Genomic DNA, 26,244 nt, shown 5'->3' on the forward strand with positions numbered 1-26,244 from the left:
CCGCTGCCGCGCGCGATTCCGCTCTACACGGCGAAGTGGTCGGGGTCGGCCGCGGCCCAATCCGCGGCCCAGCTCGGCGGCGGTTCGGCGAGCAACTGCCCCGGCTGGAGCAGGCCGTACAGCTGGTCGCCGGGCAGGACGGTGGTCGGGCTCACGCGCCGGCGCAGCATGTTCGGGCGCAGCTCCGTGGGGTCGCCGACACCCATGGAGGCCATGATCTGCAGGGCGCTGCGCACGGTCGCCTCCTGGAAGCGGCGCACCCGCTCGGCCTTGTCGGCGACGTCCAGGGCGCGGGCCCGGCGGGGATCCTGCGTGGTCACCCCGGTCGGGCAGGTGTTGGTGTGACAGCGCTGGGCCTGGATGCAGCCGAGTGCGAACATCATGGCGCGGGCGGCGTTGGTGTAGTCCGCGCCCTGGACGAGGCGCTTGACGATGTCGGCGCCCGTGGCGACCTTGCCGCTCGCGCCGATCTTGATCCGGTCCCGCAGACCGGTACCGACCAGGGCGGCATGCACGGTGGTCAGGCCCTCGGTCAGCGGGGTGCCGAGGTGGTCGGCGAACTCCAGGGGTGCCGCGCCCGTACCGCCCTCGGCGCCGTCCACCACGATGAAGTCCGGGGTGACGTCCTCGGCCAGCATCGCCTTGCACACCGCCAGGAACTGCATCCGGGATGTCAGGCAGAGTTTGAACCCGGTGGGCTTGCCGCCGGCCAGCTCTCTCATGCGGGCGATGAACTGCACCAGTTCCCGCGGGGTTGCGAAGACGCGATGGTACGGCGGTGAGATCACCGTCCGTCCCTGCGGCACCTCGCGGACACGGGCGATCTCGGCGTTGACCTTGCCGCCGGGCAGAACTCCGCCGATGCCCGGCTTGGCGCCCTGCGAGAGCTTCAGTGAGACGCACTTGACCTGGGGATGGGCGGCCTTGTCCGCGAACTCCCCCTCGGAGAAGTCGCCGTCCTTCGTACGGCAGCCGAAGTACCCGGTGCCGATCTCCCAGATGAGGTCGCCACCGGGCCCGAGATGGTATTCGGACAGGCCGCCCTCGCCGGTGTCGTGGGCGAACCCACCGCGTGCGGCGCCCTGGTTCAACGCCAGGATCGCGCGGGTGGACAGGGCGCCGAAGCTCATGGCCGACACGTTCAACAGCGCCATGTCGTAGGGCTGGGTACAGCCGGGCCCGCCGATCCGCGCCTTCGGTGGACGATCGGCGACCGGTTTCGGTGCCATCGACGGAACCAGGTACTCGTACCCGATGGCGTCCACATCACGGTCCGTGCCGAACGGCTCTTCCGCGTCCGTTCCCTTGGCCCGCTCGTAGACGATGGAGCGCACGTCACGGTCGTAGGGTCGGCCGTCGAAGTTGCGCTCGATGAAGTACTGCTGGAGTTCCGGCCGTACGGCTTCCAGCAGAAACCGCAGGTGTCCGAGGATCGGGTAGTTGCGGAGGATGGAGTGCCGACGCTGCAGCAGATCGCTCACGCCGACCGCCGTCAGCACCAGCAGCACCGCGGCCGGCACCCAGCACCACGCGGTGACGAGCAGCGAGAGAACCACGAAGACGATGGCGCCGCAAGTCACCATCGCGAAGAACAGCAACCGGGCCAAGCCCGAGATCAACGCCCGCACTCTTCACTCTCCTACGCGGCCCGCACCGCAAGGGCACTTTGCCCGCTTACCCGGAAACACTGAGATCAGACGCGTTCTCCGTCGAGGTGAGGCCCACAGTCGACCGATGGCGGTCTGGGGGTATTCGAAACCATGAAGGCCCTCAAGACGTTCATTGCCATTTGACAACAATGACCCTAGGCCAACAAAGTAACCGTGTCGTACCGCAGGGGGAAGGAAGTGGAATGTTCCGGTGGGCGGAGACCACTCGGCGTTCAGGCCGTGCGGTTTCCCGGCTCTGCCCCGTTCACGTGTATCTGCAGTGCCGCCGCGTCGCAGAACGCCTCCAACCCCTCCAGTAGCGCCGCGCGTTTGCCGACGGGCATGAGCTGCAGCACCGCCTGCAGCTCATGTTCCCTGCGCGCGCGCAGCTCGTCGAGGAAGGTGCGACCCCGGTTGCTGAGGTGCAACCTGACCTCGCGCCGGTCGGCCTTGCTGATCACGCGCTCGACGAAGCCGGCTGCGACCAGCCGGTCGCAGAGCCGACTGGTGGCGGGGGGCGTGGAGGCGAGCGCGTCACACAGCGTGCGCAGGTTGATGCCGTCCTGGTGCTCCAGGGTCAGCAGCACCCGCATTTGCGACGCCGACGCCGGCGCGGTGGATGCTCGGCCCCACAGGACTTCCAGCAACTCCCCAGCCGTCGCGGTCACTCGGGCGACCTCGACGGGTTTCTGGCGGGGGCGGAAGGCGGCCACTGTCACACTCTCGCAGGCACTGGGACGGGCGCCAGCGTACTAGGTGCCCGTAGGGGCAACAGATGGTTCGGACGGCTTGACGCGGCTATCGAGCGGCCTCGTCGCGAGCGAGGCCCGTAAGTGTCGCCCAAGGATAGGTGTGTTTACCACCGTGAACAGATATGTGATCGCTGAGCGGGCTCTGCGCGCAGCGGCACCCCACGAGTTGCTCGACGCCGTCCGTCGTGTGCTGGTCGAGCAGTACGCGGCGGAGTCGGTCGACCTCCTGATGGCCGACTACGGCCTCACCGTGCTTCAACCGGTCGCGGTGCTGCCGCAGACCGTGAAGCCGGTGTCCGTGCACAACAGCGCGGCGGGCCGTGCTTTCGGCGCCCAGGAGCCGGTCGTCGAAGCAGATCGCAACGGCCGCGCGCGGGTGCACCTTCCCGTCAGTGTGCGCGGGGACCGGCTGGGTGTGCTGTCCGTGACCCTGCCGCCCGACAGCGGGGTCCGGGAGCTGCTCGGTGAGCTCTCCGACATCGCGGAGGTGCTCGGCCACGAGGTGGTCGTCGCGGAGCGGGACACCGACATCTACCTCCAGGCCCGGCGCAAGGACCGGCTTACGCTGGCCGCCGAGATGCAGTGGCAACTGCTTCCAGGGCGCTCCTGCTCCCGCCCGGAATACGATCTGGCCGCGCAGTTGGAGCCGGCGTACGGGATCTTCGGTGACAACTTCGACTGGTCCGCCACGGCCGACCACCTGATGCTGTACGTCACCAACGGCATGGGTGAGGGGATAGAGGCCTCCCTGCTGACGAACCTGGCCATCAACGCCCTGCGCAACGCCCGGCGCGCCGGGCTCGCCATCGACGACCAGGCCGCCCTGGCCGACCAGGCGGTGTACGCCCACTACCGGGGCCGCTGCTACCTGTCGGTGCTGATGTTCGACTTCGACCTCACCACGGGCTGCGCCACGGTCGTGGACGCGGGCTCCCCGCGTCTGCTGCGGCTGCGTGACGGCGCGGTGGAACGCGTCACCTTCGAGGCGCAGCTCCCGTTGGGCATGTTCGAAGAGACCGACTACGTGGTCCAGGAGTTCCAGGTGGAGGCCGGTGACCGGCTCGTCTTCGTCAGTGACGGGGTCTACGCGGTCGCCGATCCCAAGGGGGAGGCGTACGGCGATGCCGCGCTGGCCCGGGCTGTCCAGGCCACCCGGCTGCTGCCGGCTGCCGAGGTCCCGCGCGCCATCCTCCGGGAATTGTCCGGTCACCGCGGTCGTTCGGTCGCCGACGACGACGCGCTCGTCGTCTGCCTCGACTGGCACGGAATCTGACCGAAGTCCGGAATCGCCCGGTCGCCCGTAGCGGTATGGCGATCCTGTGTTGTTTGCATCAGACCGCCGACGCTAACGTTTGCCATGAGGCAATAATTGCGTCTCAGATGCGGTCGATCGGTGACCCTGTACAGAGGAGACGATGAAGGTGTCGGAGCAAGAGGCGGTCGGGTCGACGGCCCGCCGACTGGGAACTTTCCTGGAGCGCCGCCGAGAGCAGATCGCTCAACGTTGGGCCGATGCGCCGCTCTTCCGGACCGTGTTCACCGTATCGCGGGAGGAAGCGGTCGACGCGTGCAAAGCCGTCGTGGACGCGCTGTCCGACGTCGCCTCGGCCGGACGCCTGGAGGACATCGCCTCGCCCGGCTTCGACAGCGTGCGCGACCAACTGGGAGGCATGTCCGGTACCCGGACCCGGGCGGGTTCGAGCCCGGCCCGGATCGCGGACGAGGTGGCCGCCCTGCGGGAGCCGGTCGCCGAGTTGCTGAGGGCTGAGTTCCCCGATCCCTCCTCGCCCGAGGCGGCCGAGGGCCTGCTGGCGTTGACCGTCCTGATGGGTACTCTGCGGCTGGTGGTGATGCAGGCGGCGCTGAGCTCGGGCGAGGAGCTGATCGCACGGCAGCGGCAGCAACTGCTCGAAGTCGCCACGCCGGTCATCAGTCTGTGGGAGGGCGTCGTCGCCGTACCGCTCATCGGTACGTTGGACAGCGCCCGCAGCCAGGTCGTCATGGAGTCCCTGCTGGAGGGCATCGTGGAACAGCGTGCCCGGTACGCGATCCTCGACATCACCGGTGTCCCCACGGTCGACTCGCTCGTCGCTCAGCACCTGATGAAGACGGTGGCCGCGGCACGACTGATGGGCGCCGAGTGCATCGTCTCCGGCATCCGTCCGGCCATCGCACAGACCATCGTGCAACTCGGCATCGATCTCGGCTCGGTCCTCACCCGCGCCTCACTCGCCGACGCCCTGGCCTACGCCCTCAGCCGGCTGGGCATCGAAGTCTCTCCCCGTGCGAGCATGCGGTGACCGCTCCCTTCCCGGGCCACACGAGCGTGGTGCCGGTCCTGGTGATGGGGGAGACTCTGCTGGTCACCCTTCAGGGGGAGCTGCACGACGGCACGGCCGAGCAACTCCAGCAGGACATCAGCCATCGCATCGCCGGCAGCGGGGCGAACGGTGTGATCATCGACATCTCCGGTGTGGAGACCGTCGACTCCTTCCTGGGACGGATCCTCGCGGAGATCGCGGCGAGCGCCGGCTTGCTGGCGGCCCGCACGGTCCTCGTCGGCATGCGGCCGGCCGTGGCGATCACTCTGGTCGAGCTGGGCCTCACCCTGCCGGGGCTGGCCACCGCGCTCGACATCGACCGCGCGCTGGAACTCCTCGCCCGGACGTCCACACCGAGCGCCCCTGACGGACACGAGAGGGCGACGTGATGCCGGCCTCCGACCCCGCCGTCGAAACCAGCCTGCCGATCCGCTCGGACGTGGACCTCGCGTGGGTCCGTCAGCAGGTACGCCAGAGCGCGGCCGACCTCGGATTCGGGCTGGTGCAGCAGACGAAGCTGGTCACCGCCGCCAGCGAGCTGGCCCGCAACACCCTGGTCCACGGAGGTGGCGGGCACGTGGAAATCGTGCGATTGACTGCAGGCATGGCTCAGGGGCTGAGGCTGTCCTTCGTCGACAGAGGCCCCGGCATCCGCGACGTCGAGCTCGCCATGACCGACGGGTACACCAGTGGTGGTGGTCTGGGACTGGGTCTCAGCGGTGCCAAACGCCTCGTCGACGAGTTCGAGATCGACACCGAACCCGGTCGCGGCACCACTGTCACGGTCATCTCGTGGACCACAGGCGTACCCGCGGCACGGTCGGGGGCGTGATGGCGCGGGTCTGGGACATCCCGGTGCACGACTCCACCCGAGTACGGGACGTCCGGGTGGCGGTCGAGGCGGCCAGCTCACATGTACGTCTCGACTCCCACCGCACCGCGGTCGCTGCCCTGGTCGCCACCGAGCTGGCCACCAACCTGGTCAAGCACGCCCATGGTGGTCGCGTCCTGGTCGACCTCGTCGACCAGCCCGGAGTCACACGCACCTCCGGGGTGCAGGTGACAGCCATCGACTACGGTCCAGGCATCCAGGACATCACTGCGGCCATCCGTGACGGGTACACCACCAGCGAGGCGTCGCTGGGCGCCGGCCTGGGTACCTGCCTGCGCATATCCAGCGAATTCGACCTGCACAGCACCCCCCGCGGTACCGTCGCGGTCGCCCGTTTCGACCAGGAGCCCGCACGGCGTCGGGAACGGAGGGAGCAGGGCCCGAGGGCGGGCGGGATCAACGTACCGCTCGACCGGGCCGAGCACTCGGGAGACGCCTGGAGCTTCGCCCGGTCGGGCAGCCGCCTGACCCTGATGCTCGCCGACGGCCTCGGCCACGGCGCCAGGGCGGCGCAGGCGTCCGAGGCCGCCGTTGCTGAACTGCACCGCTCGGCACACCTGCCACCGGAGGAGATCCTGCGCCACATGCACCCGGCGCTTCGGCCCACCCGAGGCGCCGCGGTCGCCGTGGCACAAGTCGACACCGACAGCGGGCAACTGGCGTTCGCCGGCGTCGGCAACATCGGTGCCCGGCTGCATGTCGGCGCCTCCTGGGACCACTTGATCTCCCACCCGGGAATCGTCGGCGCCCAGTTTCCGGCGACCGTGCCCGTACGTCGCCTGCCCTGGCGGCCTGGGAGCCTGCTCGTCCTGCACAGCGACGGGTTGCCCAGTCGATGGGTGCCGTCCGACGACGCCGACCTCTTCACCCATGACCCGGCGGTGGTCGCGGCGACCTTCCTGCGTGATGCCAGCAGCGCTGCCAGCCCGGTGCGCGACGACACCAGCGTGGCCGTCCTGGCCTCCGACCCCGTGGACCGACACCATGACCTCGCCTGACGTCCGGAAGATCACCACAGCTGCGGAGGCCGCCCGAGCCCGGGCCTTCGTGGCGCACCTCGCGGCCTCCCTGGGCGCGCCCGAGATCGAAAGGGCGCGGTTCCTCACCGCGCTCACCGCACAGTTGCGGCAGTCTCTCGGGCAAGGCGGCGCAGAACTCACCCTCACCGTCCAGGAACCAGGCCCGGACGGGGGCGTGCAGGTACGGGCTGTCGTACAGCCGGTCACGCTGTCCCCGGAACCTGCCTCGTCGTGGCACCTGGCCCTGTCCTGCCCCGACCCGAATAGGGCGCAGGGCCCGTCCCTCCCGGCGCAGCGGGACGACACCGCGTTGGCCGAAGCCCTGCTGGCGGCGGACGAGGAGACGGCGGAGGTCCTGCAGAGGCTGGACGAGTCGGAGAACCTGCTCCGTCTCCACCGTGAGGAACTGCACCAGACCAACCAGGGCGTGCTGGCCCTGCACGCCGAACTGGACGCCGCCGCGCTGACGCAGCAGCAACTGCTCGACGCGGAACGGGCCGCGCGAGGCGAGGCCGAGAAGGCGCGACGCCTGCTGACCTTCCTCGCCAACGCCAGCGCGGTCGTCACCGCCTCGCTCGACCACGAAACCATCGTGCGCCGTCTGCCCGAACTGCTCATTCCGGAGTACGCGAGCGAGGTCGACGTCTGGCTCTTCGACAAGGAGGAACAAGCAGCCGGAAAGGGCCGCCACTCCGCCGCCGCAGTGGCCGCCGCCCGCACCGACCGCCCGCAGCACGCCGGACCGCACCCCGGTGACCTGCCCGGCACCGACGACCTCCCGCCCTCTGCCCTGTCGCCGGATCGTCCTCTGCTGTGCATCCCCCTCACCGTGCGGCGATCCCTCGGCGTCCTGACGCTCGCGGCACCCGGGGACCGTTTCGACGCCGACACCAGCCTCATGCTGTTCGAACTGGCTCGTCGTGTCGCCATCGGCCTGGACAACGCCCTGCGCTACGAACAGCATCGGGACACCGCCGAGGAACTGCAGCGCGCCCAGCTCACCGACCTCCCCACCGCCGACGGCCTGCACCTGGCGGCCCGGTACCTGCCCGCCACCCGCGGCCTCAACATCGGCGGCGACTGGTACGACGCCTTCTTCCAACCCGACGGCAGCCTGCTGACCGTCATAGGAGACGTCACCGGACACGGACTGCACGCCGCCGTCATCATGGGCCAGCTGCGCACGGCACTGCGCGCGTACGCGATCGAGGAGACCAGCCCCGCCCGGATCCTCACACGACTGCACCGCATGCTCTGCCACCAGCAGCCCAACCTCTACGCCACCGCCATGATCGCGCGCTTCAGGCCCGGCGACCTCCAGGTGACATGGGCCGCCGCCGGCCACCCGCCGGCCGTGCTGCGTGCTCCCGGCGGCGCCGTGCGTGTCCTGGACGACAGGCCGGGGGTGATGCTGGGGGTGCCGATCCCGTTCGAGTACACGGACCACACGACCGAGATCGAAGCGGGTTCGACTCTGGTGCTCTACACCGATGGTCTGATCGAGCGGCGCGCGCAGGGCATGGACGCCGGGATCGAGTTGCTCTCCGAGACCCTGGCGGCACTGCACGAGCCCGACCTCGAAGACCTGGACGCGTGCTCCGAGTCCCTCCTCAAACCCCTGGTCCACGAGTCCGAACGCGACGACGACGTCTGCCTCCTGCTGTGCCGCACCGCTCCGTTCGTGAGTTCCGGGCGGCCGACAGGGACGGACATGGACTGACGCCGATGCGTGGAGGTCCCGCCGCACCCGCCGGCAGTGCTCTTGGTCACCGCTCGCCAGGCCGCTCCTCCGGAGCGGGCGGCACCTCGCTGCGAGCGGCGAGGAAGGCCCTCATCCCGCGACTCAGAGCCGACCGCTCCGCCGGTTCCATGGCTGCCAACGCGAGCGTCAGTACGTCCGCCCGGCGCGACGCCACATCATCCAGTACTCGGCGTCCCTGCAGGGTGAGGCTCAGCCGGACCTCGCGGCGCTTCTGCGGGTGCAGAGTTCGTTCCAGCATCCCCGCCGCCTCCAGCCGGTCACACAGCCGGCTCGCCGTGGGAAGCCCTATGTCAAGGCGCTCGGCCAGCGTGGTGAGGTTCAGGCCAGGTGCCGTCTGCAGCGTCCGCAGCGCCCGAAGCTGGTGCAGGGACAGGCGCACGGCCGCCTCCTGGGCAGCCAGCGACCACAGGTTCGTCAGACTCTCCACAGCGTCGGCGATCTCCGACGCGACGGCGTCCGGGCCGTCGCCCGGCCTCTCCTCACGGTCGTCGCCTGGGCCGTCGAGACGGGTCACGAACACATCGCTTTCACTGGGTTTCGGACGCTGCAGAGACAATCCTCATTCAACCGCTGTACCCGAAGGCAAGGGGGGCAAGCCGCTCCCGGATCGGCCGGACGTCGCACGGACAGCGCCGGCGGCGCGGGACGGAAGCGGGCCCGCGGTCACCTCACTGACCCGCTACACCCTGCGCGCCGCGGCCCGGCACCACCCCGGCCGTGTCCCGTCGGAACGCCCACCCCATGGTCGGCTCCACCACGAAGCGGAAGACACGGCGGACGGGCGGTGTGCACAGCGCGGTCACGATCGCGGCGGCGACGAGGGTGACGGTGATCTCGCCGAGCGGACCGTGGATCCAGGCGGGGGAGTACCAGCCCCAGAACTTCGACCCCTGGGCGATGAAGCCGTGCAGCAGGTAGCCGTACAGCGTGCCCGCGCCCAGTGCGGTGAACCACAGGCGGCGACCCGGCACCCAGGCCAGGAAGCAGGCGACCAGGACCATCGAGCAGCCGAACGTGGCCAGGGTCATCACCGGCCCGTACCAGGCGGGAGCGCCCAGCTCCTGGGCGCTGTCGCGATGGAAGAACCAGGCACCGGTCATCCGAGGCACCGCCCAGTACGCGGCGGCGAGCGCACAGATGAACACCGGCACGGCCAGGATGCGCACCTTCCAGCGGCGTACCAGCCGGAAGTGCTCCGGCCGCAGGCACAGGCCGACCACGAAGTACGGCAGGAACTGCAGCACCCGCTGCAGATCGAGGTCGTTGCCGATGGACGGAGAGACGGTCGCCAGCATGGCGACGAGGAGCGCCACCGGCAGCGGCCGGCGCACCTTCTGCCAGAGCGGGGTGGTCAGCCGCCAGATGAACAGCGCCACCAGGAACCACGTCAGATACAAGGGGTCCAGGAGGGTGATCGGCCGGTCCGGAACGCCGTCTGTCCAGCGGGTGAAAAGGGTGTACGCCGTCTCGAAGACGACATACGGAACGGCGATGCCGGTCACGAGTCGTCTGATCTTCGCCGGGCTTGCGTCGAAACCGCGGGAGAAGTACCCGGAGATCACGATGAACGCCGGCATGTGGAAGGCATAGACGAGGTCGTAGAGCGCGGTGACGGTCCGGCTGCCGTCCCGCAGCGGCTCCCACGCGTGGCCCATCGCCACCAGCACGATCGCCAGATACTTCGCATTGTCGAAATAGGCGTCGCGCTGCTTCACCCGCCCTTGCCGCACACCGCCTGCGGAACCTGCGTCTTTTGATGGGTGTCTTGCCTGAGTCACGGCTGTGGTCTGGGGGTGGGACATCCTGCGCGCCTCACCGGTTCTGCGCGACGTAAACCAACCGGAGAAGTGAGCCAGGGCACCGCAGCTCAGGCAGACGCCGGATCAGAGGTCGAACTCGTGCGGCGGCAGGTCGAGGGTGAAGCAGGCCTCCCGCACCACGGCCTGCTCCGTCTTGTCGAAGTCGCCGTCGGCGCCCCCGATGACGATGCCGATCTGGACGACGGCCCGGGCCTCGGCGGGCTTCTTCTTCGCCTTGGCGATCTCCTGCAGCACACTGACCTTCCCGAACGCGAAGTCCGTCGTCAGCTTGTTCAGGTTCTCCTCGAAGCGGCGGCGCAGATCGTCGGCCGGGAAGTTCTGCAGGACCTCGTTGGTGGCGATCAACTGGGCCACGCGCTGCCGCTCGGCCGGGTCGATGGTGCCGTCGGCGGCGGCGACCAGGGCGCACATCGCCATGCTGGCGTCGCGGAACGCTCCGCTCTTCAGGTCGTTCTTCTTCGCCACGAGCTGGGTCTGCATCGTCGACGCGGATTCCTTGATGCGGTCCCACAGGGCCATGAGAACTCCATGTGTTCGGTGTCGTAAGAGATCTACAGCACCGTGGAAACTCGTGGCGCGGAGGATAAGTTCCGTCCGTTCCAGGAGAGTTCACCTGCTGCGTGCCGCCGGAAAAATCCGGTGCCGCGCCCGCTCCGACTTCCCTACACTCGCCACGCACCGTGCGTCGCCGTGACGCGCGGGGACGAGTGAGGAGGACGGCCGTGCGTTACCGCACCCATGTCGTCGTCCCCTGCTCGCAGTTCGAGGTGATCCTCGTGTCCTGGTCCGTCCGGTGCCCGCTGCGCGGCCGGTACCGGATGCCCGTGACGAACGTCTGACGCGGTCCGCCGTATTCACCGGCGCCGAGTGGTCGGAACCGTTCGCCCGGGAATCGCGCTGCCCTGTTCCGATCATCGCCGATGATCAGCGATCACCAGAAAGGCCAACGGGCCGTGCGCACCAACCTCAACGCCCTCGCCGTCGTCCGCAACCTCGGCATCCTCGCCCATGTCGACGCGGGCAAGACCACTGTCACCGAGCGGATCCTGTACGCCACCGGGACCACGCACCGGCGCGGTGAGGTCCACGACGGCACCACCGTCACCGACTTCGATCCGCAGGAGCGCGATCGCGGCATCACCATCTTCGCCGCGGCGGTCAGCTGCGCCTGGGACGGCCATCGGATCAACCTCATCGACACCCCCGGGCATGTGGACTTCGCCGACGAGGTGGAGCGCTCGCTGAGAGTGCTCGACGGGGCGGTCGCGGTGTTCGACGCCGTCGCCGGGGTCGAGCCGCAGAGCGAGTCCGTGTGGCGGCAGGCCGACCGGCACGGCGTGCCGAGGATCGCGTTCGTCAACAAGCTGGACCGTGCGGGCGCCGACCTCGACACGGCCGTCACGTCGATCCGCGAGCGGCTGCATCCGGCGCCGCTGGTCGTGCAGTTGCCGATCGGGGCGGAGGACGGGTTCCGCGGTGTCGTGGACCTCGTCCGCATGCGGGCGCTGGTCTGGGCCGACGGTGCCGACACGGCCGTAGAGGGTCCGGTGCCGGAGGAACTGCGGGCCGAGGCGGCGCGGCGTCGGCGGCTGCTGGAGGAGGCGGTGGCCGAGCTGCACGCCGGTGCGCTGGAGGAGTTCTGCCTGGTCGGGGCCCTCTCATCGGAGACGCTTGCCGCCGCGCTGCGCGAGCTGACGCGCAGCGGCGAGGGCGTCGTCGTGCTGTGCGGCTCGGCGTACCGCAACCGCGGGATCGAACCGTTGCTCGACGCCGTGGTCTCGTATCTGCCCTCGCCGCTCGACGTGCCCGCCGTACAAGGCACGTTCGACGGTACGGAGCAGGAGCGGACGGCCGATCCGGCGGCGCCGTTCGCGGCGCTGGCGTTCAAGGTGAATGCCACCCCGACGGGGCGGCTGACGTACGTACGCGTGTATTCGGGAACGATCGGGAAGGGAGACGCCGTGTGGGACGCGGGCGCGCGCCGCACCGAGCGGATCGGGCGGATCCTGCGGGTGCAGGCCGACCGGCACACGCACGTGGACCGTGCGGTTGCCGGGGACATCGTCGCCGTGGTCGGCCTGAAGTCCGCCCGCGCCGGCTCGACCCTGTGTGCCCCCGGCGCGCCGATCGTGCTCGAACCGCCGGGTGTCGCGGAGCCGGTGGTCTCCGTGGCCGTCGAGGCCCGCAGCTCCACCGACGCCGACAAGCTGGCCTCGGCGCTCGCACGGCTGGCCGAGGAGGACCCCTCGCTCGTGGTGCGCACGGACCCCGAGACCGGCCAGACGGTGCTGTCCGGGATGGGTGAGCTGCACCTCGAGGTCGCGGCGGAGAAGCTCCGGCGCGCCCACGGGGTCGAGGTCAACGTCGGCCGTCCGAGGGTGAGTTACCGCGAGACGGTCGGGCGCGGGGTGTCCGGGCTGGTCTTCCGGCATGTCAAACAGGACGGTGGAGCGGGCCAGTTCGCGCATGTCGTCCTCGACGTCGAGCCCTTGGAAGCCGGGTTCGAGTTCCGCTCGGCCGTAGTCGGCGGGCGGGTGCCGCAGGAGTACGTGCGGGCGGTCGAGGCCGGCTGCCGGGACGCCCTCGCCGAGGGACCGCTCGGCGGTCACCCGGTGACCGGGCTGCGCGTGACCCTGACCGACGGGGCGACCCATGTGAAGGACTCCTCGGAGACCGCCTTCCGCACGGCGGGCAGGCTCGGCCTCCGGGAGGCCCTGAGGGCCTGCGCGATGGTTCTCCTGGAACCCGTCGTCGAGGTCACGGTCACCGTCCCCGAGGACGCCGTCGGCGGCGTCCTCGGCGACCTGGCCGCCCGCCGCGGCCGCGTCTCGGGCTCGGCCACGCGCGGCGGCGCGGCGGTCGTCACGGCCACCGTGCCCCTGGCCGAACTCTTCGGCTACGCAACCCGCTTGCGCAGCCGGACACAGGGCCGCGGCACCTTCACGGCCCGACCCACGGGCTACGCACCGGCACCGACGGTGACACCGGTCCGGTAACCGAGAAGGCGGCCCCTGCCGTACGCGGGTAGGGGCCGCCCGCTGATCGGGGGGCACGGCACCGCCCGTGGACGCTACGGTCGACGTCCTGGCGTCCGGGCACCGGTGGCGAGCCCGTACGGCCGTTGTCACGCCGCACCCGGAGTCGCGCGGCCCGGCACTACGGGGGCTGCCTGCGCGTGCCGCCCCAAGCGGCACGATTGCCCGCAGGTTCGTGCCGGGTGACACTTGCGGCCCGTCCCACGGGACCTGTTGTATGCGGGCGGGCTCGCGCGGCCCGGCGCTATGGGGGGCTGCTTGCGCGTGTCGTCCCAAGCGGCACGGCTGCCTGCAGGTTCATGCCGGGTGACACTTGCGGCCCGTCCCACGGGACCTGTTGTACGCGGGCGGGCTCGCGCGGCCCGGCGCTATGGGGGGCTGCTTGCGCGTGCCGCCCCAAGCGGCACGGCTGCCGGCAGGTTCGTGCCGGGTGACACTTGCGGCCCGTCCCACGGGGCCTGTTGTATGCGGGCGGGGTCGCGCGGCCCGGTACTACGGGGGCTGCCCGCGCGTGCCGCCCCAAGCGGCACGCTGCCGGCAGGTTCGTGCCGGGTGACACTTGCGGCCCGTCCCACGGGACCTGCCCGGGCGTGGGCGCCCCGGCACGGCAGCGCCCGTGCGCGGTACGGCCGATCCCTGGACGTCGGGGCGCCGCGTCGGTGACAACACCGTACGGCCGTTGTCCGCCGCACGCAGGCCGCGGCACCTTCACGGCCCCTCCCACTGGCCGCGCGCCGGCCCGATCGCGGCCCAGTGACCGACACGGCGGCCCCTCCCGTGCACCGGCGGGGCCGCGCCCCCGCTCACGGATACGACACCACCGTTGACGGCACCGTCGACGTTCCCGACGTCGGGGTGCCCGTGTCGTTGATGACGTGTTCGTACTGGCCCTTTCCGCCCAGGGAGACCACCAGCAGGTCATGGAAGCGCACGCCGGGCCGGTTCGGGGCGGTGAAGCCGTTGTGCTGCACGATCGTCGGGTCGACGTCGTAGTAGCAGTAGCTGCCCAGGCCCCAGCCCTCGTGCGCGGTGACGCCGTCGCCGACCTTGTAGGCCGCGTAGCCCTTCACCGAGCCGTTCTGGATCGCGGCCTGGTCCGGGGCGTCGTAGGCCTTCTCGTTCTGGAAGAAGATCGTGCGGCCCCGCTCGCCGTACCACTGCACGTCGTACTTGTTGAAGTGCTCGACGAACAGGCCGGTGCACAGCACGTCGTCGCCGTTCACGACGATCCCGTAGTCGGCGCGGTTGGTGTCCCAGCCGACTCCGTCGCCGTGGTCGGCGCGCCAGACCCAGGTGTGGTCGACGATGGTGTGCCTGTTGTTGATGACCATGCTGGTGGTGGCCTTACCGGCGCCGGCGCCGCCGATCCGGACGAACACGTCCTGCACGGTGGTCGGGTTGGCGGAGTGGTCCCGCCAGGCGCCGCGCGGGCCGATCTCCAGCAGGGTGGGGGAGTTGACCGGTCCGGCGTCTATCAGGAGGCCCGCCAGGCGTACGCCGTCCACGTCGGCCACCCGCAGGACGGTAACTCCGTTGGTGGGCAGGAGAGTTGCGTAACCCAGACCCAGTACGACCGTGTTGGCGCGGTTCACCTGGATCGGCTGGTCGAGGTGGTAGATCCCCGGCGTCAGCAGGAGGTGAAGGCCCTGCTTGAGAGCCTGGTTGAGGGTGGCCGCGGAGACGCCCGGCTTGGCGACGTAGAACTGGGACAGGGGAAGTGAGGTGCCTCGCGGGGTGCCGTTGCCCCAGGTGACGCCTCGGGCGTTCGTCCGCTTCTCCGGCAGGAACACGCGGAGGCCAAAGGTGCCGTCGACGTACAGGAAGGGCTTCTCGCGGGAGACCGGGGTGGTGTCCAGCGTGGTGTACGGCGGGTTCGGGAAGCTCTGCGCGGGGGCGCCCTCGACGCCGGAGAAGACCATGTTCCAGACGCCGTTGAGCCAGCTGCCGATCGCGCTGTCCCGGGTGTACCACTGCTGCTGCGAGTACGGTCCGACCTGTCCGTCGATACGGCTGTCGGCGATGTAGCCGCCGCTCGCCCAGCCGTAGCCCGTGGGCGAGAGGTTGAGGCCGCCGCGCACATGCATACGGCGGAAGGGGGCCGCCTGTGCGACCGCCCACCGGTTGGTGCCGTTCGCGGGAACGAGGGCCAGGTTCTCCGCCGAACGCCAGAAGTTCTGCGTCGCGTTGCCGTTGAACCAGCCCGCGTCGACCGTGACGTCCCCGTTGATGGTGGTGTCGTCGGGGGAGAGGCCCAGGCCCATGATCGAGGTGTAGAAGCCGAGTTGGGCGTTGAGGCCGTTGTAGGTGCCCGGCTTGAACAGCAGCGCGTAGCGGCCGGTGCCGAACTGGGCTGACTCCTGCTGTTGGAACACCTCGTCCAGCTTGGCCTGGATGCCCGGGGTGGACGGGTCGAAGACCAGGACGTTGGGGCCGAGGTCGCCGCCGCCGGGGAGGAGTTTCGGCTTCCCCCGCGACGACGGGGCGGCGGACGCACGGGCGGACAGACCGAGCACCACGGGCGCGGATGCGGCGGCTGCACCGAGGACGGTTCTGCGGCCCACGGGGGGCAGGCCGGAGTCAGGCAGGGGCATGGGGCGGCTCTCCTGTTCAGAAAGTGAACGAGGCGGGGTTTGGGAGCGCTCTCTCGCCGGTGAATGCTTCAACTACCCGAACGGGTGCGTCAAGAGGTGCGACCGGAGTTCCGCAAGCGTTGCCGCACCCCTTGACGCGGCTATCCCTTGAGGTTTAACTCACGTCCTAAATTAAGCCATGAGTGCAATCCCCGAAGGGACACCGGGAGCCATGCGCAGCATCCGAGCCGCGGCCGTAGGCGCCGTCACCCTGTCACTCGCCCTTGCCGCCTCGGCCTGCGGAGGCGGTTCGTCGACCGGCGGCGGGTCCGACGACTCGCCGAAGACGCTCACCTACTGGGCCTCCAACCAGGGCGCGAGCATCGCCGTGGACAAGAAGGTCCTGCAGCCCGAACTCGACAAGTTCGAAAAGCAGACGGGCATCAAGGTGAACCTGGAGGTGGTCCCCTGGTCGGATCTGCTGAACCGGATCCTCACCGCGACCACCTCCGGCCAGGGCCCCGACGTCCTCAACATCGGCAACACCTGGAGCGCCTCTTTGCAGGCCACCGGCGCCCTGCTGCCGTGGGACGCCAAGAACTTCGCGAAGATCGGCGGCAAGGACCGCTTCGTCGACTCGGCGCTCGGCTCGACGGGCGCGCAGGGCAAGGACCCGGCGGCCGTACCGCTGTACTCGATGGCCTACGCCCTCTACTACAACAAGGCGATCTTCGCCGACGCCGGCATCTCCAAGCCCCCGGCCACCTGGGACGAACTGGTCGCGGACGGCAGGAAGATCAAGGCGAGGGGCAGGTCGCCGCTGGGTGCCGAGGGGGCGAACCTCTCGGAGAACATCCACCACGTCTTCGTCTTCGCCAAGCAGCACGGCGGCGACTTCTTCACCGCGGACGGCAAGCCCGACTTCACCAACCCCAAGGTGGTCGACGCCGTCGAGCAGTACGTCGACCTGATGGCCAAGGACAAGGTCATCCCGACCGGCGACGCCGAGTACGCGCAGAACCAGTCCGTGAGCGACTTCGCCAAGGGCAAGCAGGCCATGCTGCTGTGGCAGTCCGCCGCCGCCAACCTCAAGTCGCAGGGTATGAGCGCCAGTTCGTACGGCATCGCGCCCGTGCCCGTGCAGTCCGGCACGCCCGGCACCGGCACCCAAGTCAACTCGATGGTCGCGGGCATCAACCTCGCCGTCTTCAAGAACACCCACAACCTCGACGGCGCCACGAAGTTCGTGAAGTTCATGACCAGCGACGCCGAGCAGAAGATCCTCAACACGGCGTACAGCTCGATCCCGCCCGTGAAGACCGCCCAGTCGGATGCCGCGTTCAACAGCGCCTCCGACTCCGTGCTGAAGCAGACCCTTGCGACGAGCGCGGCCGCGCTGCCGCAGGTCGCCGACGAGTCGCAGTTCGAGACGGCGGTCGGTACGGCCGTCAAGGACCTGTTCGCGGACGCGGCGGCCGGGCGCGCGGTGACCGCCGAATCGGTGAAGGCGGCGCTCGAGAAGGCCCAGCAGCAGATGCCGGCGAAGTGAGCCCGATGACGACCACCGCCCTCAAGGAGCCCTCGGTGAGCGGGAGTTCCTCCGGAGCGGCGGCACGCGAGCCGCGTGGCCGCCGTCCCGGCCGGATCCGCCGTATCGGCCTCCCCTACCTGCTCCTGCTGCCCGCCCTGATCCTCGAACTCCTGGTCCACCTCGTGCCGATGGTCATCGGCATCGTGATGAGCTTCAAGGAACTCACGCAGTTCTACATCCGCGACTGGGGCACCGCGCCCTGGTCGGGCCTCGGCAACTACAAGGTGTCGGTCAACTTCGACGCCCCCGTCGGCGAGGCGCTGCTGCACTCCTTCTTCGTCACCGTCGGTTTCACCCTGCTGTCGGTCGGCCTGTGCTGGCTGATCGGCACCGCGGCCGCGGTGTTCATGCAGGACACCTTCCGCGGCCGCGGCCTGCTGCGGGCGCTGTTCCTGGTGCCGTACGCCCTGCCGGTGTACACGGCCGTCATCACCTGGGTGTTCATGTTCCAGCACGACAACGGCCTGGTGAACCACGTCCTGCACGACCAGCTGCACCTCACCGACAAGCCGTCCTTCTGGCTGATCGGCGACAACAGCTTCTACGCGCTGCTCACCGTGTCGGTGTGGAAGGGCTGGCCGTTCGCCTTCCTGATCGTCATGGCCGGACTGCAGAACATCCCGCGCGAGCTGTACGAGGCGGCCGCCCTGGACGGTGCCGGGATGTGGCAGCAGCTCCGCCGCATCACGCTGCCGTCCCTGCGCCCCGTGAACCAGGTCCTGGTCCTGGTTCTCTTCCTGTGGACCTTCAACGACTTCAACACGCCGTACGTGCTGTTCGGGAAGGCAGCCCCCGAGGCCGCGGACCTCATCTCGGTCCACATCTACCAGGCGTCCTTCGTCACCTGGAACTTCGGCACCGGATCCGCCATGTCCGTACTGCTGCTGCTGTTCCTGCTGGTGGTGACGGGCGGGTATCTGGCGCTCACCTCGCGTGGACGGAGGACGGCCGATGTCTGAGGCCCAGAGGTTCAAGTCGCCCATGGCTCCGCCGAGTTCGTTCCTGTGGTTCCGGCGGATCTTCCTCACCCTGCTCACCGGCTTCGTCCTGGTGCCGGTGTACGTCATGGTCTCCAGCTCGCTGAAGCCCCTCGCCGATGTCACGGGCGCGTTCCGCTGGCTGCCCAGCGGTCTGACGATCCGCCCGTACATCGACATCTGGTCGACGGTCCCGCTGGCGCGCTACTTCGTGAACTCGCTGATCGTGGCGGGCGCGGCGACCGTCTGCTCGGTGCTGATCGCGGTGTTCGCCGCCTACGCCGTCAGCCGCTACGACTTCCGCGGCAAACGTGTCTTCACGGTCACCGTCCTGTCCACGCAGATGTTCCCGGGCATCCTCTTCCTGCTCCCGCTGTTCCTCCTCTACGTCAACATCGGCAACGCCACCGGCATCGCCCTGTTCGGCTCCCGCGGCGGCCTGATCCTCACGTACCTCACCTTCTCCCTGCCCTTCTCCATCTGGATGCTGATCGGGTACTTCGACTCGGTGCCGCGCGACCTGGACGAGGCGGCGCTGGTGGACGGCTGCGGACCGCTGGGCGCGCTGCTGCGGATCGTCGTGCCGGCCGCCGTCCCCGGCATCGTCGCCGTCGCCGTCTACGCCTTCATGACCGCCTGGGGCGAGGTGCTCTTCGCCTCCGTCATGACCAACGACACCACTCGCACGCTCGCCGTCGGCCTCCAGGGCTACTCCACCCTCAACGACGTCTACTGGAACCAGATCATGGCCGCCTCGCTGGTCGTCAGCGTGCCCGTGGTGGCCGGCTTCCTGCTGCTGCAGCGCTATCTCGTCGCCGGGCTGACGGCAGGTGCCGTCAAGTGACCCGCTCCAGCCACTTCGAAGGGACTTCCGTGTCCGAGCGCATCGACCTCGCCGCCTTCCCGCCCGACTTCCTGTGGGGCACCGCCACAGCGGCGTACCAGATCGAGGGCGCCGTCGCGGAGGACGGCCGCTCCCCGTCGATCTGGGACACCTTCTCCCACACACCCGGCAAGGTGGCGGACAACGACAACGGCGATGTCGCATGCGACCACTACCACCGCTGGCGCGAGGACATCGGCCTGATGCGTCGACTGGGCACGAACGCCTACCGGTTGTCGATCGCGTGGCCGAGGGTGATGCCGGAGGGGAACGGACCGGTGAACCCCAAGGGCCTCGCCTTCTACGACGAGTTGATCGACGGCCTGCTGGCGGCGGGCATCACGCCGTTCGTCACCCTCTACCACTGGGACCTCCCGCAGATCCTCCAGGACCGCGGTGGCTGGCCCGAGCGGGACACCGCACTGGCTTTCGCCGAGTACGCCTCGGTCGTGGCGGAACGCCTCGGCGACCGCGTGTCGCACTGGGCCACCCTCAACGAGCCCCTGTGCTCGGCCTGGATCGGCCATCTGGAAGGCCGGATGGCCCCGGGCCTCACCGACCTGACGGCAGCCGTCCGCGCCTCCTACCACCTGCTCCTGGGCCACGGCCTCGCCGTCGGGGCGATCCGGGCCGCGGCCCCGTCCGCGCAGGTCGGCCTCGTCACGAACCTCTCCACGGTGCACGCCGCCACCGACCGCGACGAGGACGTACGGGCCGCCCGGCGACAGGACGGCCACGTCAACCGCTGGTGGCTGGACCCGGTGTACGGCCGCGGGTTCCCGGCCGACATGCGCGAGGTGTACGGAGTCGAACTCCCGGAGCGGGGCGGCGACTCGGCGACGATCGCCGCCCCGCTCGACTGGCACGGCCTGAACTACTACATGCCGGCGACCGTCGCCGACGACCCCTCGGCCCCGGCACCCCATGTGCGTACGGTCCGCCGCCTCGGCGTCCCGCGCACCGGCATGGACTGGGAGATCGACCCGAACGGCATCGAGACGCTCCTGCTCCGGCTCACCGAGGAGTACGGCGCCCGGCGCCTGTACGTCACCGAGAACGGCTCCGCCTACCCGGACGTCGTACGCCCGGACGGCACCGTCGAGGACCCCGAGCGCCAGGACTACCTGGAACGCCACCTCGCGGCCTGCGCCTCAGCCCTTCGCAAGGGCGCCCCGCTGGCCGGTTACTTCGCCTGGTCGCTGCTCGACAACTTCGAGTGGGCGTACGGCTACGACAAACGGTTCGGGCTGGTGCATGTGGACTACCAGACGCAGGTGCGGACGATCAAGGGCAGTGGACACCGCTACGCCGAGATGGTCCGCGCACACCGGGGACGTGCCCGTAGGGCGGCCTGAGTCAGGACCCTGTGCCGGACCCGGGCGCGGGAGCCCGGGTCCGGCACAGGCACGGTCGCCGGGCTCATGGGCATTTTGCCGAGTCGTGTACGCATGGGCGGCTGTCGCGAAAGCGTCGGCGTGGCACGATAATGTGACGAGGATCACCCTATGAGGGGGTGCATGTCATGGCCATATCGGAAAAGGCGCCTGGCGCGGGAACCAAACCGGGACTGCGGCGCGAGATCGGCTTCGTGGGCCTCATCTGGGCCTCGGAAGGATCGATCATCGGGTCGGGGTGGCTGTTCGGCGCCCAAGGGGCGCTGGCGGCGGCCGGGCCCGCGGCCATCATCTCCTGGGCCATCGGCGGCGTCGCGATTCTGATCCTGGCGCTGGTGCACGCCGAGCTCGGCGGGATGTACCCGGTGTCGGGCGGTACCGCCCGCTTCCCGCACTACGCCTACGGTGGCGCCGCGGGAGCTTCCTTCGGCTGGTTCTCCTGGCTGCAGGCGGCCACGGTGGCACCCATCGAGGTCCTGGCCATGATCACCTACGGCCAGCACTACTCCTGGGCGCACGGCTGGGAGAAGATCAAGGGCGGCCAGCACGTCCTCACCGGCTCCGGCATCGCCGTCGCGGTGGGCCTGATGGCGGTCATCACGGCCATCAACTTCCTCAGCATCCGGCTGCTGGCCCGCACCAACAGCGCGGCGACCTGGTGGAAGGTCGGCATCCCGCTGCTGACGATCTTCGTCTTCGCCATCGCGCAGTTCCACACCGGCAACTTCACGGCGGCCGACGGATTCAACCCCTACGGGGCCAAGGGCATCCTGTCCGCGGTCTCGACCAGCGGCATCATCTTCGCCCTGCTCGGCTTCGAGCAGGCCGACCAGCTCGCCGGTGAGAGCGCCAACCCCAAGCGGGACATCCCGCGCGCGGTGATCGGGTCGATCATCCTCGGCATCATCATCTACATCCTGCTCCAGGTCGTCTTCCTCGCGGCGCTGCCCGCGTCGCAGATCGGCCATACCTGGGCCAACTCCGCGTTCACCGCCCTGAGCGGGCCATTCGCGCAGGTCGCCACACTGATCAGCCTCGGCTGGCTGGCCACCGTCCTGTATCTCGACGCGGTGATCTCACCCGGCGGCACCGGCCTGATCTACATCACCGGCTCCTCCCGGGTGTCGTACGGCCTCAGCCGCAACGGCTATGTGCCGACCGCCTTCGAGCGGACCAACAAGCGCGGTGTCCCCTGGGTCGGCCTGCTCACCGCTTTCGTGATCGGCTGCATCTGCTTCCTGCCCTTCCCGAGCTGGCGCTCCCTGGTCGGGCTGATCACCAGCGCGAGCGTGCTGATGTACGCGGGAGCGCCGCTCTCGTTCGGTGTGTTCCGCAACCGTCTGCCCGACGCCCACCGCCCCTACCGGCTGCCCGGCGGCAGCTGGATGTCGCCGCTGGCGTTCATCGTCGCCAACCTGCTCATCCTGTGGTCGGGCTGGACCACCGACTGGAAGCTCGGCGTCGCCATCCTCATCGGCTACGTCATCCTGGTCGCCAACAGGGTGTTCAAGATGAACCCGATCACCCCGCAGCTGGACCTGCGCGCCGCGCAGTGGCTGCCGGTCTACCTGGTCGGCATGGGTCTGATCGTCTACCTGAGCGACTTCGGACCCCTGAAGCACCCATGGTTCCCGCTGTGGTGGGACATGGTCGCCACCGGCGTCTTCAGCCTGATCATCTACTACTGGGCCATGGCGGTCGCCCTGCCGGCCGAGCAGATCCAGTACATGATCGACCAGGTCGTCGTCCCCGAGGAGGAAGAAGTCCTCTGACCGGGGGCTTCGGCCGAGACGGCCGGCAGGGCGCGGGGCGCGTCAGCAGTCCCGGAACTCCGGCGACTGGTTCAGCACCTGCGACCGCAGTGAGGTGAACCGCCCGTACGTCTCGCCGTCCCGTGCCCCCGGCCGGAACGCCGCCACCCGGTGGCAGTTCTGGAAGGCCAGTTCCACCCCGAAGTGGCGTTCCAGGCTGCCGCGGATGGCGTCGCTCGCGAGGGCGCGCAGGAGCTGACCACGCTCCTGCTCGGAGGGGGGAGGGGTCTGATTGTCGGTGAACTCCGCCGTGCCGCCCTTGAGTTCGGTCGCGAGGGACGCGATCAGGTCGTAGGCGTACGGGAGGGACGTGCGGACCGTGTCCACGAAGTCCTCCTCGCGGATGTCACCGGACTCGGCTTCGGCGAGGAGCTTCGGGGAGACGTCGAGAGACATGAAAAGGGGCGTCCGTTCCAGGAGTCGGTGGATGTGCTGAATGGGGGGGAGTGGTCAGGTGAGCGCCGTCGGGCCCGGTACGAACTCCGGGTCCACCTGGGCGGCCAGGTCCAGGCCGGTCGCCTCGTCCGCCCATGCGCGGGCATTGCGCAGGTGGAACTCGACGGCGTGGCGGTGGAGGGCGGGCCAGTCCCTGGGGTGGGCGTCGACGGTCTCGCGCAGAATGGTCAGGGCGTGGCGGTTGTGCGGCTCCAGGGTGTCCAACCCGCCCTCCGCGCGGCCCTGTTCGGCCGCCCGCACCCACGGGGAGTGGACCAGGTGGGTCAGGAGGTCGTCGCCCACCTGCTCCTTGAGGAACAGCAGGTCGTCCTCGCCCGTCACCTTGTTGCCGATCACGGCGATACGGATGCCGAACTCGCGGGCGTGGTCGCGGTACTGGCGGTAGACCGAGACGCCCTTACGGGTCGGTTCCGCCACCAGGAACGTGATGTCGAACCGGGTGAACAGGCCGGAGGCGAAGGCGTCCGCGCCCGCCGTCATGTCGACCACCACGTACTCGCCGGGGCCGTCGACCAGGTGGTTGAGGTAGAGCTCGACGCCGCCGAGTTTGGAGTGATAGCAGGCCACCCCGAGGTCGCTCTCGTCGAACTCGCCCGTCACCATCAGCGGCACGTCGCCCACACGGCGCACGTGGCGCGCGTGGAGTGCGTCGTCGCCGAGAAGGCGCAGGAGACGGGAGCCGCGGCCGGGCGGGGTCGTCTTGATCATCGCCTCGCGGGAGGCGATGCGCGGGTTGGTGCCCCGCAGATACTCCTTGATCTGGGGCAGGTGGGCGCCGAGGGGCGGGGCGTCCAGATGGTCCTCGTCGTGTCCCAGCGCCTCGGCCAGGTGCTGGTTGATGTCGCCGTCGATGGCGAGTACCGGCGCGCCGGAGCGGGCCAGATGACGGGTGAAGAGCGCTGAGAGGGTGGTCTTGCCGCTGCCGCCCTTGCCGACGAACGCGACCCGCATTACCGGGCCGACCTCATTTTGAAAATGAATGTCATGTGGCTAGGTTTTAGGCAGCTTCCGACGGTCTGTCAAATCGGCGGCAGGGATCCCGGCGGCGGGGGCGGGCTTCGGGGCCGTGCCGGCGGCTGCGGTGGGGTTGTTGCCGCGGCGGTAGTGCTCTGCGGTGAGTGCCGCTGACGCGTTGTCGGTTGTCTGCCGGTCCGCTGTGGCTGGTCGCGCCCGCGCGGCGGAGCCGCAAATCGACACAGCCCCGAGCCCCTTGCAGGGCGCTGCCGACCGCTTCCTGACATGTGCCCGGCGGCCGGAGGCCCCGCGGCCCGACCGTGAGGCCGCCAACGCCCGACGAGCGGCTCGGGTCCGGGAGCCGACCCGGTACCGGTCCCACGCGAGGTGTGACCGTCGTTCAGGACGTCACCGGCTCGCGTTCCGACTCCAGGTCCAGCATCTCCTCCACCTCGCCGTCCCGGACCCGGGACGTGCGTCGCAGCCACAGGACGTCGCGGCCGAAGGACCAGATCAGGGTGGTCAGGGCCAGGACGACGACCCCGAGGGAGGCCATGGGGGGCAGGTAGCCCGAGGCGGCCAGGAGGAGGCAGATGCCCTGCATCGCGGCGACCGTCTTGCGGGCCGTGCTGGGCGGCAGTGAGGCGTTCAGCCACGGCCAGACGCGGGCCGCGGCGACGAAGGCGTAGCGCATGCCGCCGATGAGCAGGACCCACGGGCCGAGTTGCATGGAGACGTAGACGCTGAGCACCAGGATGAGGAACGCGTCGACCTCCATGTCGAAGCGTGCGCCCAGCGGGGTGGAGGTGCCCGTGGCGCGGGCGACCTTGCCGTCGACGCCGTCCAGGATGAGGGCGACCGCCGTGAGGCCGACGAGGGCGGTGACCGGCGGGGAGCTCTCGAAGGAGTCCGCAACCAGGGCGGTCACACCGCCCACCAGGGTCGCCCGGCCGAGGGTCACGCGGTTGGCCGGGCCGAACGAGCGCGGCCGGGTGCGGTGCAGTGCCCGCGAGAGCACCGCCCACATGGCGATGGCGAAGACGAGGCCGGTCAGCCAGCCCGCCGGCCCCATGCCGATCGCCGTGCCGAGCAGGGCCAGCAACAGGATCTGAACGCCCGCTCCCACAGCGGTCTCCTGCTGGACCAGCCTTGCGTCGTAAGTGTTGTTCAGGGCCACCGCACACCCTCCGGCCGTATGACAAAGTCGATCAACGCCGCGTACTGTGCGCGGCCTGTGCACACCTCGGTACGTGAACAACTTCCCGATCGTTCAGGAGGAGGCCGGATGAACCGCATCGCACGCGCGTTCTGGCTGAGTCGTCCGGGTCTCGGCGAGATCCGGACCGTCGACCTGCCCGAACCCGCTCAGGGCGAGGTGCTGGTGCGCTCGCTCTTCTCCGGGGTCAGCCGCGGCACCGAGACACTCGTCTTCCGCGGCGGCGTTCCGGAGAGTCAGCACGCGGCCATGCGGGCGCCGTTCCAGGAAGGTGAGTTCCCCGCACCCGTGAAGTATGGCTACCTCAGTGTCGGGAGGGTGGAGGAGGGGCCCGAGGAACTGGTCGGGCGTACGGTCTTCTGTCTGTATCCGCACCAGACGCGGTACGTGGTGCCGATTTCGGCCGTTACGGTCGTTCCGGACGCCATTCCTGCCGAACGGGCCGTCCTCGCCGGGACCGTGGAGACCGCCGTGAACGCCCTGTGGGACGCCGCGCCGCTGGTCGGCGACCGGATCGCGGTGGTCGGCGGCGGCATGGTCGGCTGCTCGGTGGCCGCCCTGCTGGCCCGCTTCCCGGGCGTACGCGTGCAACTCGTCGACGCCGACCCGGCCCGCGCCAAGACCGCCGAGGCCCTCGGAGTCGACTTCGCGCTGCCCGAGGACGCGCTCGGAGAAAGGGACCTCGTGGTGCATGCCAGCGCCACGGAACAGGGCCTCGGTCGGGCCCTGGAACTCCTGGCCGCCGAGGGCACCGTCGTGGAACTGAGCTGGTACGGCGACCGGAAGGTGAGCCTCCCGCTCGGCGAGGCCTTCCACTCCCGGCGGCTGACGATCCGCAGCAGCCAGGTCGGCACCGTCTCCCCGGCCCGCGCGAACCGCAGTTACGCCGACCGGCTCGCCCTCGCCCTCGACCTGCTCGCCGACCCGGCCCTCGACGCCCTCATCACAGGGGAAAGCGCGTTCGAGGAGCTGCCGGAGGTGATGCCCCGGCTGGCGAGCGGTGAGATTCCCGCGCTGTGTCACCGTGTGAGGTATCCCGAAACGGTCTGACCTGAGAAAAGAGTGAGACTCGGCTGAACGGGGGGAAGCGAAGAGCCGTACTACACGGCATCCTCCGGCGGCCAACGGCCGGAGGACCAGAC

At 69.7% G+C, this 26,244-nt stretch carries 22 protein-coding genes; 13 read left to right on the forward strand and 9 right to left on the reverse strand.

Annotated features, from left to right (window positions below; all coding sequences use genetic code 11):
* Nucleotides 1-23: 23 nt before the first annotated feature.
* Together ABD355_RS11835 and ABD355_RS11840 are read right to left on the reverse strand one after the other, a co-directional pair.
* A complete protein-coding gene (locus ABD355_RS11835; protein ID WP_344401178.1) occupies nucleotides 24-1,583 on the reverse strand; it encodes an FMN-binding glutamate synthase family protein in 1,560 nt (519 codons plus the stop codon).
* A gap of 299 nt (nucleotides 1,584-1,882) precedes the next feature.
* Nucleotides 1,883-2,368 carry a MarR family winged helix-turn-helix transcriptional regulator gene (locus ABD355_RS11840; RefSeq protein WP_344400163.1) on the reverse strand — a complete coding sequence of 162 codons (486 nt, stop codon included), beginning with the start codon at nucleotides 2,366-2,368 and terminating at the stop codon, nucleotides 1,883-1,885.
* Between the two features lie 145 nt (nucleotides 2,369-2,513).
* Here ABD355_RS11840 and ABD355_RS11845 point away from each other — a divergent pair, with 145 nt between their 5' ends.
* The 6 genes from ABD355_RS11845 to ABD355_RS11870 all read left to right on the forward strand — a co-directional run bounded on the left by ABD355_RS11845 (nucleotide 2,514) and on the right by ABD355_RS11870 (nucleotide 8,353).
* Entirely contained in the window at nucleotides 2,514-3,674 is a 1,161-nt protein-coding gene (locus tag ABD355_RS11845) for a PP2C family protein-serine/threonine phosphatase (RefSeq protein ID WP_344400164.1), read from the forward strand.
* Between the two features lie 142 nt (nucleotides 3,675-3,816).
* The gene (locus ABD355_RS11850) at nucleotides 3,817-4,701 is read left to right on the forward strand and encodes an STAS domain-containing protein (protein ID WP_344400166.1); all 885 of its coding nucleotides are present in this window, start codon (nucleotides 3,817-3,819) and stop codon (nucleotides 4,699-4,701) included.
* Nucleotides 4,702-4,745: 44 nt separating this feature from the next.
* Nucleotides 4,746-5,111 carry an STAS domain-containing protein gene (locus ABD355_RS11855; RefSeq protein WP_344401179.1) on the forward strand — a complete coding sequence of 122 codons (366 nt, stop codon included), beginning with the start codon at nucleotides 4,746-4,748 and terminating at the stop codon, nucleotides 5,109-5,111.
* Nucleotides 5,111-5,554 carry an anti-sigma regulatory factor gene (locus tag ABD355_RS11860; protein WP_344400167.1) on the forward strand — a complete coding sequence of 148 codons (444 nt, stop codon included), beginning with the start codon at nucleotides 5,111-5,113 and terminating at the stop codon, nucleotides 5,552-5,554. Before ABD355_RS11855 ends, ABD355_RS11860 begins: the two co-directional genes overlap by 1 nt.
* On the forward strand, nucleotides 5,554-6,612 hold the full coding sequence (locus tag ABD355_RS11865) for a SpoIIE family protein phosphatase (RefSeq protein WP_344401180.1): 1,059 nt from the start codon (nucleotides 5,554-5,556) through the stop codon (nucleotides 6,610-6,612). Before ABD355_RS11860 ends, ABD355_RS11865 begins: the two co-directional genes overlap by 1 nt.
* Complete coding sequence (locus tag ABD355_RS11870; RefSeq protein ID WP_344400168.1) at nucleotides 6,599-8,353, forward strand: PP2C family protein-serine/threonine phosphatase; 1,755 nt, start codon at nucleotides 6,599-6,601, stop codon at nucleotides 8,351-8,353. Before ABD355_RS11865 ends, ABD355_RS11870 begins: the two co-directional genes overlap by 14 nt.
* A gap of 46 nt (nucleotides 8,354-8,399) precedes the next feature.
* Here ABD355_RS11870 and ABD355_RS11875 read toward each other — a convergent pair whose 3' ends face one another.
* The 3 genes from ABD355_RS11875 to ABD355_RS11885 form a co-directional block, all read right to left on the reverse strand.
* A complete protein-coding gene (locus ABD355_RS11875) occupies nucleotides 8,400-8,909 on the reverse strand; it encodes a MarR family winged helix-turn-helix transcriptional regulator (protein ID WP_344400169.1) in 510 nt (169 codons plus the stop codon).
* Nucleotides 8,910-9,063: 154 nt separating this feature from the next.
* Nucleotides 9,064-10,197 (reverse strand): acyltransferase family protein, encoded by a 1,134-nt coding sequence (locus tag ABD355_RS11880; RefSeq protein WP_344400171.1) that lies wholly within the window; start codon nucleotides 10,195-10,197, stop codon nucleotides 9,064-9,066.
* Nucleotides 10,198-10,278: 81 nt separating this feature from the next.
* Entirely contained in the window at nucleotides 10,279-10,734 is a 456-nt protein-coding gene (locus ABD355_RS11885) for a tellurite resistance TerB family protein (RefSeq protein ID WP_232650709.1), read from the reverse strand.
* Between the two features lie 401 nt (nucleotides 10,735-11,135).
* Here ABD355_RS11885 and fusA point away from each other — a divergent pair, with 401 nt between their 5' ends.
* Nucleotides 11,136-13,211 carry an elongation factor G gene (gene fusA / locus ABD355_RS11890; protein ID WP_425585729.1) on the forward strand — a complete coding sequence of 692 codons (2,076 nt, stop codon included), beginning with the start codon at nucleotides 11,136-11,138 and terminating at the stop codon, nucleotides 13,209-13,211.
* An 842-nt stretch (nucleotides 13,212-14,053) separates the two neighbouring features.
* On the opposite strand, the gene ABD355_RS11895 is transcribed toward fusA, so the two are convergent.
* Nucleotides 14,054-15,841 carry a coagulation factor 5/8 type domain-containing protein gene (locus ABD355_RS11895; protein WP_344400172.1) on the reverse strand — a complete coding sequence of 596 codons (1,788 nt, stop codon included), beginning with the start codon at nucleotides 15,839-15,841 and terminating at the stop codon, nucleotides 14,054-14,056.
* 211 nt (nucleotides 15,842-16,052) lie between these two features.
* On the opposite strand from ABD355_RS11895, the gene ABD355_RS11900 reads away from it, so the two are divergent.
* The 5 genes from ABD355_RS11900 to ABD355_RS11920 all read left to right on the forward strand — a co-directional run bounded on the left by ABD355_RS11900 (nucleotide 16,053) and on the right by ABD355_RS11920 (nucleotide 22,437).
* Nucleotides 16,053-17,369 (forward strand): ABC transporter substrate-binding protein, encoded by a 1,317-nt coding sequence (locus ABD355_RS11900; RefSeq protein ID WP_344400173.1) that lies wholly within the window; start codon nucleotides 16,053-16,055, stop codon nucleotides 17,367-17,369.
* Nucleotides 17,370-17,374: 5 nt separating this feature from the next.
* Nucleotides 17,375-18,370: a carbohydrate ABC transporter permease gene (locus tag ABD355_RS11905; protein ID WP_344400174.1), complete on the forward strand. Its 996-nt coding sequence runs from the start codon at nucleotides 17,375-17,377 to the stop codon at nucleotides 18,368-18,370.
* A 22-nt stretch (nucleotides 18,371-18,392) separates the two neighbouring features.
* On the forward strand, nucleotides 18,393-19,232 hold the full coding sequence (locus ABD355_RS11910) for a carbohydrate ABC transporter permease (RefSeq protein WP_344401182.1): 840 nt from the start codon (nucleotides 18,393-18,395) through the stop codon (nucleotides 19,230-19,232).
* 29 nt (nucleotides 19,233-19,261) lie between these two features.
* Nucleotides 19,262-20,626, forward strand: a complete 1,365-nt coding sequence (locus tag ABD355_RS11915) for a GH1 family beta-glucosidase (protein WP_344400175.1) — start codon at nucleotides 19,262-19,264, stop codon at nucleotides 20,624-20,626.
* A 167-nt stretch (nucleotides 20,627-20,793) separates the two neighbouring features.
* Nucleotides 20,794-22,437: an APC family permease gene (locus ABD355_RS11920; RefSeq protein WP_344400176.1), complete on the forward strand. Its 1,644-nt coding sequence runs from the start codon at nucleotides 20,794-20,796 to the stop codon at nucleotides 22,435-22,437.
* Nucleotides 22,438-22,479: 42 nt separating this feature from the next.
* On the opposite strand, the gene ABD355_RS11925 is transcribed toward ABD355_RS11920, so the two are convergent.
* From ABD355_RS11925 to ABD355_RS11935, 3 genes are all read right to left on the reverse strand, one after another.
* Nucleotides 22,480-22,872 carry an SCO5389 family protein gene (locus tag ABD355_RS11925; RefSeq protein ID WP_344400177.1) on the reverse strand — a complete coding sequence of 131 codons (393 nt, stop codon included), beginning with the start codon at nucleotides 22,870-22,872 and terminating at the stop codon, nucleotides 22,480-22,482.
* A 54-nt stretch (nucleotides 22,873-22,926) separates the two neighbouring features.
* Nucleotides 22,927-23,883, reverse strand: coding sequence for an ATP-binding protein (locus ABD355_RS11930; RefSeq protein ID WP_344400178.1), 957 nt, complete (start codon nucleotides 23,881-23,883; stop codon nucleotides 22,927-22,929).
* 403 nt (nucleotides 23,884-24,286) lie between these two features.
* Nucleotides 24,287-25,063 carry a CDP-alcohol phosphatidyltransferase family protein gene (locus ABD355_RS11935; protein WP_344400179.1) on the reverse strand — a complete coding sequence of 259 codons (777 nt, stop codon included), beginning with the start codon at nucleotides 25,061-25,063 and terminating at the stop codon, nucleotides 24,287-24,289.
* 108 nt (nucleotides 25,064-25,171) lie between these two features.
* On the opposite strand from ABD355_RS11935, the gene ABD355_RS11940 reads away from it, so the two are divergent.
* Nucleotides 25,172-26,152 (forward strand): zinc-dependent alcohol dehydrogenase, encoded by a 981-nt coding sequence (locus ABD355_RS11940; RefSeq protein WP_344400180.1) that lies wholly within the window; start codon nucleotides 25,172-25,174, stop codon nucleotides 26,150-26,152.
* Nucleotides 26,153-26,244 lie beyond the last annotated feature (92 nt).

It is taken from the genome of Streptomyces longisporus, assembly GCF_039532765.1.
Classification (GTDB): Bacteria; Actinomycetota; Actinomycetes; order Streptomycetales; family Streptomycetaceae; genus Streptomyces; species Streptomyces longisporus.

Excerpts from the sequence above, each read along its gene's own strand:
- ABD355_RS11835 (WP_344401178.1), bottom strand. The coding sequence starts at position 1,583 with ATGGTGACTTGCGGCGCCATCGTCTTCGTGGTTCTCTCGCTGCTCGTC.
- ABD355_RS11850 (WP_344400166.1), top strand. The coding sequence starts at position 3,817 with ATGAAGGTGTCGGAGCAAGAGGCGGTCGGGTCGACGGCCCGCCGACTG.
- ABD355_RS11855 (WP_344401179.1), top strand. The coding sequence starts at position 4,746 with ATGGGGGAGACTCTGCTGGTCACCCTTCAGGGGGAGCTGCACGACGGC.
- ABD355_RS11860 (WP_344400167.1), top strand. The coding sequence starts at position 5,111 with ATGCCGGCCTCCGACCCCGCCGTCGAAACCAGCCTGCCGATCCGCTCG.
- ABD355_RS11865 (WP_344401180.1), top strand. The coding sequence starts at position 5,554 with ATGGCGCGGGTCTGGGACATCCCGGTGCACGACTCCACCCGAGTACGG.
- ABD355_RS11870 (WP_344400168.1), top strand. The coding sequence starts at position 6,599 with ATGACCTCGCCTGACGTCCGGAAGATCACCACAGCTGCGGAGGCCGCC.
- ABD355_RS11880 (WP_344400171.1), bottom strand. The coding sequence starts at position 10,197 with ATGTCCCACCCCCAGACCACAGCCGTGACTCAGGCAAGACACCCATCA.
- ABD355_RS11885 (WP_232650709.1), bottom strand. The coding sequence starts at position 10,734 with ATGGCCCTGTGGGACCGCATCAAGGAATCCGCGTCGACGATGCAGACC.
- fusA (WP_425585729.1), top strand. The coding sequence starts at position 11,136 with ATGATCAGCGATCACCAGAAAGGCCAACGGGCCGTGCGCACCAACCTC.
- ABD355_RS11895 (WP_344400172.1), bottom strand. The coding sequence starts at position 15,841 with ATGCCCCTGCCTGACTCCGGCCTGCCCCCCGTGGGCCGCAGAACCGTC.
- ABD355_RS11900 (WP_344400173.1), top strand. The coding sequence starts at position 16,053 with ATGCGCAGCATCCGAGCCGCGGCCGTAGGCGCCGTCACCCTGTCACTC.
- ABD355_RS11905 (WP_344400174.1), top strand. The coding sequence starts at position 17,375 with ATGACGACCACCGCCCTCAAGGAGCCCTCGGTGAGCGGGAGTTCCTCC.
- ABD355_RS11910 (WP_344401182.1), top strand. The coding sequence starts at position 18,393 with ATGGCTCCGCCGAGTTCGTTCCTGTGGTTCCGGCGGATCTTCCTCACC.
- ABD355_RS11920 (WP_344400176.1), top strand. The coding sequence starts at position 20,794 with ATGGCCATATCGGAAAAGGCGCCTGGCGCGGGAACCAAACCGGGACTG.
- ABD355_RS11925 (WP_344400177.1), bottom strand. The coding sequence starts at position 22,872 with ATGTCTCTCGACGTCTCCCCGAAGCTCCTCGCCGAAGCCGAGTCCGGT.
- ABD355_RS11930 (WP_344400178.1), bottom strand. The coding sequence starts at position 23,883 with ATGCGGGTCGCGTTCGTCGGCAAGGGCGGCAGCGGCAAGACCACCCTC.
- ABD355_RS11940 (WP_344400180.1), top strand. The coding sequence starts at position 25,172 with ATGAACCGCATCGCACGCGCGTTCTGGCTGAGTCGTCCGGGTCTCGGC.